The sequence below is a fragment of the Pseudomonas sp. MF7453 genome (assembly GCF_016405455.1).
Lineage (GTDB): Bacteria > Pseudomonadota > Gammaproteobacteria > Pseudomonadales > Pseudomonadaceae > Aquipseudomonas > Aquipseudomonas paralactis.
Genome location: NZ_JAEKCN010000007.1, coordinates 105,899 through 117,822 on the forward strand (window position 1 = coordinate 105,899; position 11,924 = coordinate 117,822).

Annotated in this window: 9 protein-coding genes; 3 read left to right on the forward strand and 6 right to left on the reverse strand. The window is 60.0% G+C overall.

Annotation, left to right across the window (positions count from 1 at the left end; translation table 11 throughout):
• Positions 1-105 precede the first annotated feature (105 nt).
• From JFT63_RS12830 to JFT63_RS12850, 5 genes are all read right to left on the reverse strand, one after another.
• Positions 106-3,123 (reverse strand): sarcosine oxidase subunit alpha, encoded by a 3,018-nt coding sequence (locus JFT63_RS12830; RefSeq protein ID WP_198844102.1) that lies wholly within the window; start codon positions 3,121-3,123, stop codon positions 106-108.
• Entirely contained in the window at positions 3,120-3,422 is a 303-nt protein-coding gene (locus JFT63_RS12835; protein WP_003194855.1) for a sarcosine oxidase subunit delta, read from the reverse strand. The genes JFT63_RS12830 and JFT63_RS12835 overlap by 4 nt, the downstream gene beginning before the upstream one ends.
• Positions 3,423-3,437: 15 nt before the next feature.
• Positions 3,438-4,688 (reverse strand): sarcosine oxidase subunit beta, encoded by a 1,251-nt coding sequence (locus JFT63_RS12840; protein ID WP_003176546.1) that lies wholly within the window; start codon positions 4,686-4,688, stop codon positions 3,438-3,440.
• 22 nt (positions 4,689-4,710) lie between these two features.
• The gene (glyA, locus tag JFT63_RS12845; RefSeq protein ID WP_057702205.1) at positions 4,711-5,964 is read right to left on the reverse strand and encodes a serine hydroxymethyltransferase; all 1,254 of its coding nucleotides are present in this window, start codon (positions 5,962-5,964) and stop codon (positions 4,711-4,713) included.
• 235 nt (positions 5,965-6,199) lie between these two features.
• The gene (locus tag JFT63_RS12850; protein ID WP_198844103.1) at positions 6,200-6,928 is read right to left on the reverse strand and encodes a TraX family protein; all 729 of its coding nucleotides are present in this window, start codon (positions 6,926-6,928) and stop codon (positions 6,200-6,202) included.
• 90 nt (positions 6,929-7,018) lie between these two features.
• On the opposite strand from JFT63_RS12850, the gene JFT63_RS12855 reads away from it, so the two are divergent.
• Both JFT63_RS12855 and JFT63_RS12860 read left to right on the forward strand, forming a co-directional pair.
• Complete coding sequence (locus tag JFT63_RS12855; RefSeq protein ID WP_198844104.1) at positions 7,019-8,059, forward strand: threonine aldolase family protein; 1,041 nt, start codon at positions 7,019-7,021, stop codon at positions 8,057-8,059.
• A 193-nt stretch (positions 8,060-8,252) separates the two neighbouring features.
• Positions 8,253-8,453, forward strand: coding sequence for a hypothetical protein (locus tag JFT63_RS12860; RefSeq protein ID WP_057702202.1), 201 nt, complete (start codon positions 8,253-8,255; stop codon positions 8,451-8,453).
• A gap of 93 nt (positions 8,454-8,546) precedes the next feature.
• Here the strand turns inward: JFT63_RS12860 and gbcB are convergent, their stop codons facing one another.
• Positions 8,547-9,647: a glycine-betaine demethylase subunit GbcB gene (gene gbcB, locus JFT63_RS12865; protein ID WP_057006609.1), complete on the reverse strand. Its 1,101-nt coding sequence runs from the start codon at positions 9,645-9,647 to the stop codon at positions 8,547-8,549.
• A 282-nt stretch (positions 9,648-9,929) separates the two neighbouring features.
• On the opposite strand from gbcB, the gene gbcA reads away from it, so the two are divergent.
• Positions 9,930-11,225, forward strand: coding sequence for a glycine-betaine demethylase subunit GbcA (gbcA, locus tag JFT63_RS12870; protein WP_198844105.1), 1,296 nt, complete (start codon positions 9,930-9,932; stop codon positions 11,223-11,225).
• The last annotated feature ends 699 nt before the right edge of the window (positions 11,226-11,924 follow it).

The window sequence follows — 11,924 nt, forward strand, 5'->3', positions numbered from 1 at the left end:
TCTGTGGTGACTGTTCTGGCCTCATCGCGGGCAAGCCCCCTCCCACACTTGGAATGCATTCCCCTGTGGGAGCTGGCTTGCCTGCGATGCAGACGACTCGGTCCATCAGATATTTTGGCGATCACCTTTCGGGTCAAAGAACACCGATGAAACAATCTCAGCCTCGATCACGCTGCCATCCGCTTGCGGCGAGAACACCCGCTCACCGATGCGCTTCAAGCCGCCCTTGACCACACCCATGGCAAACGAATAACCCAGGGAGTTATGCGCATAACTTGAGGTAACGTGCCCCACCATCTTCATCGGAATGGTCTGCTTCGGATCGAACACCAACTGCGCGCCTTCTGGCAGCCACACATTCGGATCAATCGGTTTGAGCCCGACCAACTGCTTACGCTCTTCACGCACACAGTCTTCACGGTTCATCCCACGCCAGCCGATCCACGAGAACGGTTTGGTACGGCCAACGCACCAGCCCATGTTCAGGTCGTCCGGGGTCATCGAGCCGTCGGTGTCTTGCCCGACGATGATGAAGCCCTTCTCGGCGCGCAGGACGTGCATGGTCTCGGTGCCGTACGGGGTCAGGTTGTACTTTTTGCCGGCCTCGACGATCTTTTCCAACACGCCCATAGCGTAGTCGGCCTGCACGTTGACTTCATACGACAGCTCACCGGTAAACGAGATACGGAACACCCGCGCCGGAACACCGCCGACCAGACCTTCCTTCCAGGTCATGAACGGGAAGCCGTCCTTGTCCAGGTCGATATCAGTCACTTCACTGAGCAGCTTGCGGCTGTTGGGGCCGGATAGGGTCATGGTCGCCCAATGGTCGGTCACCGAGGTGAAATACACCTTGAGGTCCGGCCATTCGGTCTGCTGGTAGATTTCCAGCCACTGCAACACGCGCGCCGCGCCGCCAGTGGTGGTGGTCATCAGGAAGTGGTTGTCGGCCAGACAGGCAGTGACGCCGTCGTCGAACACCATGCCGTCTTCCTTGCACATCAGGCCGTAGCGTGCCTTGCCCACATCGAGCTTGGTCCAGGCGTTGCTGTAGATGCGGTTGAGGAACTCACGGGCGTCCGGACCTTGAATGTCGATCTTGCCGAGGGTGGAGGCATCCAGCAGGCCGACGCTGTCACGCACCGCCAGGCATTCGCGCTTCACGGCGGCGTGCAGGTCTTCACCGTTACGCGGGAAATACCAGGGGCGTTTCCACTGGCCGACGTCCTCAAACTCGGCGCCGTTCTTAACGTGCCAGGCTTGCAGCGCGGTGTAGCGCACCGGCTCGAAAATATGCCCACAGTGACGGCCCGCTACGGCGCCGAAAGTGACCGGCGTGTAGTTGGGACGGAACATGGTGGTGCCCATCTGCGGGATGGTCACGTTCAGCGAACGGGCGGCGATGGCCAGCCCGTTAACGTTACCCAGCTTGCCCTGGTCAGTACCGAAGCCCAGCGCGGTGTAGCGTTTGACGTGCTCCACCGACTCGAAACCTTCGCGGGTGGCCAGTTCGATGGCGGCCGCGGTGACGTCGTTTTGCAGGTCGACAAATTGCTTTGGCGCCCGTGCAGTGGCTTTTTCGTGGGGCACCTGGAACAGCGCCAGGGTTGGTTCTTCAAGACGGCTCAAGGCTTTTGGCAGCGTGCCTTCAACCGGGGAAAAACCGGCTTCGCTGGCCGCACGCACGCCACCTTCAAAGCCATCGGCGAGGGAATCGCCAAGGCCGTAGACACCGTTGATACCGCCAACGCATACGCGTTTTTGCGGTGCTTCGCCCGGTACAAACCCGAGGATATCTTCACGCCAGGTCGGCTTGCCGCCCAGGTGCGAGGCCAAGTGGACCACCGGGCTGTAGCCGCCGGAACTGGCGACCAGGTCGCAGTCCAGCCATTCGCCGGGGCTGGTGACTTTGTGCGCTTTGACATCAATCGCGGCCACGCGAGCGCCGGTCACATGCTTGCTGCCACGGGCTTCGATCACGGCGCTGCCGGTGAGGATACGAATGCCTTTGGCACGGGCTTCTTCCACCAGCGCCCCACGTGGGTTGTGGCGCGCATCGGCCACCGCGACAACGGTGAGGCCGGCATCGAACCAGTCCAGCGCGACGCGATAGGCATGGTCGTTGTTGGTCGACAACAGCAGTTTTTTACCCGGTGCCACACCGTAGCGACGCACGTAGGTAGACACCGCACCCGCGAGCATATTGCCCGGCACATCGTTGTTGCCGTACACCAGCGGACGCTCGCACGCACCGGTGGCCAGCACCACACGCTTGGCGCGCACACGGTGGATACGCTGGCGCACCACGCCAATCGGCGCACGGTCACCCAGGTGGTCGGTCAGGCGTTCGTGAATGGTCAGGAAGTTATGGTCGTGGTAGCCGTTGACGGTGGCGCGGGGCAGCAGCACCACGTCCGGCAGGGCTTTCAGTTCGGCAATGACGCCGGCAACCCATTCAGTGGCCGGTTTGCCGTCGAGGCTTTCACGGGAATCGAGCAACGAGCCACCGAACTCTTCCTGCTCGTCGGCGATGATCACCCGCGCACCGCTGCGCGCAGCGGCCAATGCCGCGGCGAGGCCGGCAGGGCCTGCGCCCACCACCAGCACGTCGCAGTGACGGTTGAAGTTGTCATAGGTGTCCGGATCGTTCTCGGTCGGCGAGCGACCAAGGCCCGCCGCCTTGCGGATGTACTTCTCGTAGGTCATCCAGAACGATTGCGGGTACATGAAGGTTTTGTAGTAGAAACCCGGCGGCATCAGCTTGCCGCCGACCTTGCCGAGAATGCCCATCATGTCGTTGTTCACGCTCGGCCAGCCGTTGGTGCTGGTAGCAACCAAGCCTTGGTACAGCGCCTGTTGGGTGGCGCGCACGTTGGGGATCTGCGTGGCTTCGGTGGCGCCGATTTGCAGCACTGCGTTCGGCTCTTCGGCGCCGGCGGCAAAGATGCCCCGTGGGCGCGAATACTTGAAACTGCGACCGATGATGTCGACACCGTTGGCCAGCAGGGCGGCAGCCAGAGTGTCACCTTCAAAGCCCTTGTAGCTCTGACCGTTGAACGTAAACGTCAGGACTTTATTACGGTCGATGCGGCCACCGTTGGACAGGCGATTGATCTGGCTCATACCTTCTCTCCAGAGGCCTTGGCGGTGAACTGAGGCTTCTCACCGATCTTGTAGGTTTCAAGAATTTCGTAGGTCACAGTGTCGCGGGTGGCGTTGAAATACTGGCGGCAACCGGCGGCATGAATCCACAGTTCGTGGTGCAGCCCACGTGGGTTATCGCGGAAGAACATGTAGTCGCCCCACTGCTCGTCGGTGCAGGCATTCGGGTCCAGCGGGCGCGGGATGTGCGCTTGGCCGGACGCGTGGAATTCCTCTTCGGAGCGCAGTTCGCCACAGTGAGGACAGAAGATATGCAACATAGGGAATTTCTCCTGTTAGTGGGCGACGGCCGCAGCGCCGTGTTCGTCGATCAGCGCACCGTTGTGGAAACGGTCGATGGAAAAAGGTGCGGCCAGCGGGTGCATTTCACCCTTGGCCAGGCTGGCGGCAAACACGTTGCCTGAGCCCGGGGTGGCCTTGAAGCCACCGGTGCCCCAACCGCAGTTGAAGAACATGTTCGGTACCGGCGTCTTGGAGATGATCGGGCAGGCGTCCGGCGTGGTGTCGACGATGCCGCCCCACTGGCGGTTCATGCGCACCCGCGACAGCACCGGAAACATCTCGACGATGGCCTGGATGGTGTGCTCGATCACCGGGTACGAGCCGCGCTGGCCGTAGCCGTTGTAGCCGTCGATACCGGCGCCGATCACCAGGTCGCCCTTGTCGGATTGGCTGATGTAGCCGTGCACCGCGTTGGACATGATCACGCTGTCGATAATCGGCTTGATCGGCTCCGACACCAGGGCTTGCAGCGGGTGGGATTCGATCGGCAGGCGGAAACCGGCCAGCGAAGCCATGTGGCCGGAGTTACCGGCGGTGACCACACCGACGCGCTTGGCGCCGATAAAGCCCTTGTTGGTTTCCACACCGATGCACACGCCGTTTTCCTTGCGGAACCCGATCACTTCGGTCTGCTGGATCAGGTCCACGCCCAAGGCGTCGGCAGCGCGAGCAAAGCCCCAGGCCACGGCATCGTGACGGGCCACGCCGCCGCGCCGTTGCACGGTGGCGCCCAGCACGGGGTAGCGGGTGTTTTTCGAGCAGTCCAGGTAGGGAATCTCGTCAGCCACCTGTTGGGCGTTAAGCAATTCGCCGTCCACGCCGTTTAGGCGGTTGGCGCTCACGCGGCGTTCGGAGTCACGGATGTCCTGCAGGGTGTGGCAGAGGTTGTACACGCCGCGCTGGGAGAACATCACGTTGTAGTTCAGGTCCTGGGACAAACCTTCCCAGAGTTTCATGGCGTGTTCGTACAGGTGCGCCGACTCGTCCCACAGGTAGTTGGAACGCACGATGGTGGTGTTGCGCGCGGTATTACCGCCGCCCAGCCAGCCTTTCTCGACCACGGCCACGTTGGTGATGCCGTGTTCCTTGGCCAGGTAGTAAGCGGTCGCCAGACCATGCCCGCCGCCGCCGACGATGACCACGTCGTAGACCTTTTTCGGGGTCGGCGTGCGCCACATCTTTTGCCAGTTTTCGTGATGGCTGAGGGAGTGCTTGAAGAGGCCGAAGCCTGAGTAGCGTTGCATAATCATTACTCCAAAACCGCGCTCAGCGATAAACCGGGAAATCAGCGCACAGGGCAGACACGTGCTTGGCCACATTGGCCTCGACATCGGCGTCGCCGAGGTTGTCGAGGATGTCGCAGATCCAGCCGGCCAGCTCGATGCATTGCGGCACCTTGAAACCACGGGTGGTCACCGCCGGGGTGCCGATGCGCAGGCCCGAGGTCACGAACGGCGACTGCGGGTCATTCGGCACGGCGTTCTTGTTGACGGTGATGTGGGCGCGACCGAGGGCGGCGTCCGCATCTTTGCCGGTGAGGCCCTGGCGAATCAGGCTGACCAGGAACAAGTGGTTATCGGTGCCGCCGGAAACCACGTCGTAGCCACGCTTGATGAACACCTCGGCCATTGCCTGGGCGTTATCGATCACTTGCTGCTGGTAAGCCTTGAAGCCGGGCTCCAGCGCTTCCTTGAAGCACACCGCCTTGCCGGCGATCACATGCATCAGCGGGCCGCCCTGGGCACCGGGGAACACCGCAGCATTGAGTTTCTTTTCAATCGCTTCGTTGGCCTTGGCCAGGATCAGGCCGCCCCGTGGACCGCGCAGGGTTTTGTGGGTGGTGGTAGTGACCACGTCGGCGTAAGGCAGCGGGTTCGGGTACAGGCCAGCGGCGACCAGGCCGGCGACGTGGGCCATGTCGACGAACAGCAGCGCGCCTACCTTGTCGGCGATCTGGCGGAAGCGCGGGAAATCCAGGGTCTTGGAGTAGGCGGAGAAACCGGCCACCACCATCTTCGGCTTGTGCTCAACCGCCAGGCGCTCGACTTCGTCATAGTCGATCAGGCCGGTGTCGGTGTTGATGCCGTATTGCACAGCGTTATACAGCTTGCCCGAGGACGACACTTTGGCGCCGTGGGTCAGGTGACCGCCGTGGGCCAGGCTCATGCCCAGAATGGTGTCGCCGGCATTGATCAGCGCCAGGTACACAGCACTGTTGGCCGAGGAACCGGAGTGCGGTTGCACGTTGGCGTAATCGGCGCCGAACAGTTGCTTGGCGCGTTCGATGGCCAGGGCCTCGACCTTGTCCACATGCTCGCAGCCACCGTAGTAGCGCTTGCCCGGGTAGCCTTCGGCGTATTTGTTGGTGAGGCCGCTGCCTTGCGCTTGCATCACGCGTTTGCTGGTGTAGTTCTCCGACGCGATCAGCTCGATATGATCTTCCTGACGCTGCTCCTCGGCATTCATGGCCGCCAGCAGTGCGTCGTCATATCCCTGGATCTGGTCTTGTTTGCTGAACATCGCGTCTCTCCCAGCCTTTCGTATTGTTGAGGCCCTCGCAGGGCCCTTTGATGCGATGGTAGGGCTGGCGCGTGCGGGCCAAATGCCTGCGCACGCCACGCAAAGGTGCGTTTACGACATGGACTGAAGAATGTGCAAAGCTTGTGTGGGAGCTGGCTTGCCTGCGATGGCATCGCTGCGGTGCAACTGGCAGACCGAGGTGTCTGCATCGCAGGCAAGCCAGCTCCCACAGGGGTCAGGCGATGAGCTTGCGAACGAGTAGCAACAGAAGAAAATGCATGGGATACAGGGCATAGGCCCAGCGCCGCATGGCGGGTGGCTTGGCGTTTTTGCCATGTCGCAATAAGACCAATCCTGCCAGCGGCGCAATCAGACATGCAGCCAACCCCAACACCGCCACAAGCGTGCCGCTATTAAGCAGAACCTGCCATTGATTGGCGGCGACGCAGACCAAACCCGGCAGGGCACTCAAATACCAGGGCCGGCGAAACACCAGCAGCATCGCCAGTGGCAGCAATACACCAAAGAAACCGAACATCAACTGGGTTGAAAATACCGCTGCTATTGTGACGGCGATCAGCGCCAATCCTCGATCAACCCACGCCTTCTGCTGCCAACCTCGCGCAACCAGCAGGCCCAGCGCCAGGGTCGGCAACACGTTCAAGGTATCGGCATCTTCGATGAACATCCGATAAGGCACTTCGCTGATCAGGCTGAACAGCAGCAACCACCCCAGGTAGCGCCAGTGGCCGATCACCGCAGCGTTCCGGGCCCTATGCAAATTGGCCGCAATCGCCAGGCAAAACCACGGCAACGCCAGGCGCCCAGGCACATACAGTCCATCCAGACTCAGCCCCACATAGCGCAGGTGATCGAGCACCATGCTCAGCAGCGCCAGCCACTTGAGTAAGTCCAAAGCGCCATCTCGGACGCGTCCGACAGGCAAGGTGTGAGTACCGTGCATAATTCCCCAACGACTTTGCATTTACAGAGCGTGCGCGCCCCTGACAATCTTGGTTAAAGTGCGCACCAACATCGACCACAGGAATGGGCCATGACTGACAAGAGCCAACAATTCGCCAGCGATAACTATTCCGGCATCTGCCCGGAAGCCTGGGCCGCCATGGAGCAAGCCAACCATGGCCATCAGCGCGCCTACGGCGATGATGAATGGACCCACCGCGCCGCCGACGGTTTCCGCAACCTGTTCGAAACCGATTGCGAAGTGTTTTTCGCCTTCAACGGCACCGCCGCCAACTCCCTGGCGCTGTCCTCGCTGTGCCAGAGCTACCATAGCGTGATTTGCTCGGAAACCGCCCACGTTGAAACCGACGAATGCGGCGCACCGGAGTTTTTCTCCAACGGCTCCAAGCTGCTGACTGCACGCACCGAGAACGGCAAGCTGACCCCGGAATCGATCCGCGAGATCGCCCTCAAGCGCCAGGACATCCACTACCCCAAACCGCGGGTGGTCACCCTGACCCAGGCCACCGAAGTCGGCAGCGTGTACACCCCGCAAGAAATTCGCGCCATCAGCGCCACATGCAAAGAGCTGGGCCTGAACCTGCATATGGACGGTGCGCGCTTTTCCAACGCCTGCGCGTTCCTCGGCTGCTCACCGGCCGACCTGACCTGGAAGGCCGGCGTCGACGTACTGTGCTTTGGCGGCACCAAGAACGGCATGGCAGTGGGTGAAGCCATCCTGTTCTTCAACCACAAGCTGGCCGAAGATTTCGATTACCGCTGCAAACAGGCTGGCCAGTTGGCATCCAAAATGCGCTTCCTGTCCGCCCCATGGGTAGGCTTGCTGGAAAACGACGCCTGGCTCAAGCACGCACGTCATGCCAACCACTGCGCGCAACTGCTCAGCAGCCTCGTCGCAGACATCCCCGGCGTGGAATTGATGTTCCCGGTGCAGGCCAACGGCGTCTTCCTGCAACTCTCGGAGCCAGCCATTGCCGGGCTTACAGCCAAGGGTTGGCGCTTCTATACCTTTATCGGTAAAGGTGGGGCGCGATTCATGTGCGCGTGGGATACAGAAGAAGAGCGTGTACGAGAATTAGCCGCCGATATAAGGGAAGTCATGCAGGCTTAATGTGGGAATCCGGCCAGCGAGTACTGGCCGATTGCCGAGTCTGTTTTTTGATATTTCTGACAGCTGCGCGCTGGATATTCGTTGACTAGCCTCTTGGAACCCGGAAGGAAAACGCAGTGATGGCTGCCACCTTCCAGGTTCGCTACCCGCCGAATAATCGGCTGGAAACGTCAATCCAATGGAGAGCTTAATCATGGAATATCAAAGCAATATCAACGCGCTGAAAAGCAGCGACACTGTCACCACCACCGTGATCGACTGGGATGAGTTCAGGAAATACGCAAAGATCGGCGATACGATTCGCGAGCCTTCAAGGACGCTGAGGATCTACGACAAGGCCTATGAACTGACAGCCTCCGGTCAGCACTTTGTGGTGCATCTCTACGCGCAGTAACCTTAACCCTTAAAGTCCGCGCCGAGGGCTCATGACCCTCGACGCGCAGCCGACTGGCATTCCCACGCCCCCCGCGTGGGAATGCTCAGGGTGTTAGAACTCGATACGCACATCGCCCTTCGGCACGCTGCAGCACGACAGGATGTAGCCTTCGGCTTCATCTTCCTCGGTGATCCCGCCGTTGTGCTCCATCTCTACCTCGCCGCCCAGCTTCATCACCTTGCACGTCCCGCAGATCCCCATACCGCAGGCTTTGGGAATCAACAGGCCAAGCTTGGCAGCCGCTGCGTGAACGGTTTCGCCTGGCGCCACCCGAATGCTTTTGCCCGACGCAATGAACTCCACCTGATGCAGATCCGCCAGGTCGACTTCCGGCGCATCCGCCGCTTGCTCGGCCTGCTCCACGGCATCGGCGCGCGCTTCCGGCGGTGTGGCCCCAAAGGACTCTTCGTGATAGCGCGCCATATCGAAACCAGCGGCTTCCAGCAGGCGCTTGACTGCGCTCATGTAAGGCGTGGGGCCGCAACAGAACACCTCGCGCTCCAGGAAGTCCGGCACCATCAGTTCCAGCATCTTGTGATTCAGGTAACCGCGGTAACCGGCCCAGGGCTCACCCAGGCCATGCTTTTCGCAAATCAGGTGCAGGCTGAAGTTGTCGATCCGCGACGCCATGTGTTCCAGCTCGCGGTGATAGATGATGTCTTTGGGCGAACGTGCGCTGTGCACGAACGTCATGTCGACATTGGCGTTGGTGTCGTAAAACCAGCGGGCCATGGACATCACCGGGGTGATGCCCACCCCACCGCTCAGGTACAGCACTTTCGGGCTGGGGAAGTCGATCGCGTTGAACAGCCCGACCGGCCCGTGCACCGCCAGCTCCTGGCCTTCATGCAGGGTGTCATGCAGCCAGTTGGACACACGCCCGCCCGGCACGCGCTTGATGGTGACCGAGAAGCTGTAAGGCACCGACGGTGAACTGGAGATCGTGTAGGAGCGCATGATCGGCTGGCCTTCGATTTCCAGCTCCAGAGTGACGAATTGCCCCGGTTTGAAAAAGAACAGGATCGGCTGGTCCGCCATAAAGCAGAAGGTGCGCACGTCCCAGGTTTCCTGGATGACTTTGACGCAACGGACGATGTGCCGACCATTGGCCCAGGTCTGGGTGGTTACCGGATTCAGGAAATTATTGGACATGTTGTTCTCCACCGCCGACGTCGGCCTTATGGTGGCGATTCTGCGTAACGCGAGAACCGCCCATTTACCTATCTGCGACATTCACATACTTACGGCGACCAGCCCCCAAAGACAGGGGCTTGCGCGTCGGGATCAGATTGGGCCATGTCGCCCATGGATAAGGTCCGACGTGACGCCGGGCCCACACTCGCTCCCAACAAAGACGCGTTCTTTACGCCTTGCACAGCACCAACCGTAGCCACTATTCGCCGGCCACACAGAATGGCCATGAGGACACACACGATGGACGTCACCGCAACCTTAAGCTTGGGCGATCCGCTGGAACCCGCACGCAAGGCCACCGCGCAAATGCTGCACGAGCGCGAGCGCACCTTTTCGCTGCCACAGCCGTTCTACTCTGATGAGCGGTTGTTTGATATCGACATGCAGGAGATCTTCCAGAAAGAGTGGTTGATCGCCGGCATGACCTGCGAAATCCCCACCAAGGGCAACTACCTGACCCTGCAAGTGGGCAAGAACCCCATCATCGTCATCCGTGGCGCCGACGGCGTAGTGCATGCATTCCACAACGTGTGCCGCCACCGTGGTTCGCGCTTGTGCACCAGTGACAAGGGCAAGGTCGCCAAGCTGGTTTGCCACTACCACCAGTGGACCTATGAGCTGGACGGCCGCCTGCTGTTCGCCGGCACCGAGATGGGTGCCGACTTCGACATGAAGCAGTACGGCTTGAAACCGGTGAATATGAAGACCGCCGGCGGTTACATTTTCATCAGCCTGGCCGAAAACCCGCCGGCCATCGATGACTTCCTGTCGACGCTCAGCCATTACATGGAACCCTACGACATGGAAAACACCAAGGTGGCGATCCAGACCACCTTGTTCGAAAAAGCCAACTGGAAGCTGGTGCTGGAAAACAACCGCGAGTGCTACCACTGCAACGCGTCGCACCCGGAACTGCTCAAAACCCTGCTGGAGTGGGACGACGTCACCGACCCGCGTGCCGACCAGGCGTTCAAGGACCATGTAGCCGCCTCCGCCGCCGCCTGGGATGCCGAAAAAATCCCTTACGCCCACGCCAGCTTCGGCCTGCGCAACCGTATTGTGCGTATGCCGCTGCTCAAGGGCACCGTGTCGATGACCCTGGATGGCAAACAAGGCTGCGCCAAACTCATGGGCCGCATCAAGAACCCGGATCTGGGCTCGATGCGCATTCTGCACCTGCCTCATTCGTGGAACCACTGCATGGGCGATCACATCATCGTGTTCACCGTGTGGCCGATCAGCGCCCAGGAAACTATGGTCACCACCAAGTGGATCGTGCACAAGGATGCCGTGGAAGGCGTGGACTACGACGTGGAGCGGATGCGCCAGGTGTGGGATGCCACCAACGACCAGGATCGCCGCCTGGCCGAGGAGAACCAACGCGGCATCAACTCCACCGCCTACCAGCCGGGCCCGTACTCCAAGACCTATGAGTTTGGCGTGGTGAACTTTGTGGATTGGTACAGCGAGCGCATGTTGAACAACCTGGGGGCCGCTCCGGCGCCGTACCTCAAAGGTGTGGCCGCGCACGAGTAACTGACACCCCATGGATCAAACTGTAGGAGCGAGCTTGCTCGCGAAAAACTCACAGGCAACGCGTTTATTCAGGAAGCACGCGTTATCGTTGACGTTTTTCGCGAGCAAGCTCGCTCCTACACATGAAGCGGTCGCTGCTTACTATTTGATCAGTTCTCGCGCAGACCTCTAGCGCCGTGCCCTCCAGCCTTTGCCCAACAACTTATCCACAAAGCCACCCACAGCAATTGTGGGCAAGTCGGCGTGCGGCTTAAATTAAATCAAGAAAATCCGTGACTTATTTGTAAGCGGGGCATTCGTCATCGCATGATCATTTATTGATCAATCTCTTGAAAGCCATGATTTATATGGCCTACAGCACTGAGCGAACACCTTATCCACAGATACACCAACAGACTTTGGGGGCAACTTTAACCAGCCTGTGGAAAAGCACGTAAAAGCTAAATAAATCAGGCTTTCGAAGGTTTCAGTGCAGAGGAAAGCCGAAATTGATCAAATTTCGATCAAGCTCCTGAAAGCCTTTATTTACAAGGCTCATAGAAGATAGCGAACATCTTATCCACAGATGCGCCAACAGACTTTGGGGGCAACTCAGCACTGCCTACCGGAAAAACCGCTGGAAAAACCGCAGGTTAGGCTGGCTATTTTTCGTACAGAGGGCCGTGAGGCTTGATATACAGGGGGTGTGGACAACCGCGA

Excerpts from the sequence above, each read along its gene's own strand:
- gbcA (WP_198844105.1), top strand. The coding sequence starts at position 9,930 with ATGGACGTCACCGCAACCTTAAGCTTGGGCGATCCGCTGGAACCCGCA.
- JFT63_RS12835 (WP_003194855.1), bottom strand. The coding sequence starts at position 3,422 with ATGTTGCATATCTTCTGTCCTCACTGTGGCGAACTGCGCTCCGAAGAG.
- glyA (WP_057702205.1), bottom strand. The coding sequence starts at position 5,964 with ATGTTCAGCAAACAAGACCAGATCCAGGGATATGACGACGCACTGCTG.
- JFT63_RS12830 (WP_198844102.1), bottom strand. The coding sequence starts at position 3,123 with ATGAGCCAGATCAATCGCCTGTCCAACGGTGGCCGCATCGACCGTAAT.
- JFT63_RS12840 (WP_003176546.1), bottom strand. The coding sequence starts at position 4,688 with ATGCAACGCTACTCAGGCTTCGGCCTCTTCAAGCACTCCCTCAGCCAT.
- JFT63_RS12850 (WP_198844103.1), bottom strand. The coding sequence starts at position 6,928 with ATGCACGGTACTCACACCTTGCCTGTCGGACGCGTCCGAGATGGCGCT.
- JFT63_RS12860 (WP_057702202.1), top strand. The coding sequence starts at position 8,253 with ATGGAATATCAAAGCAATATCAACGCGCTGAAAAGCAGCGACACTGTC.
- JFT63_RS12855 (WP_198844104.1), top strand. The coding sequence starts at position 7,019 with ATGACTGACAAGAGCCAACAATTCGCCAGCGATAACTATTCCGGCATC.
- gbcB (WP_057006609.1), bottom strand. The coding sequence starts at position 9,647 with ATGTCCAATAATTTCCTGAATCCGGTAACCACCCAGACCTGGGCCAAT.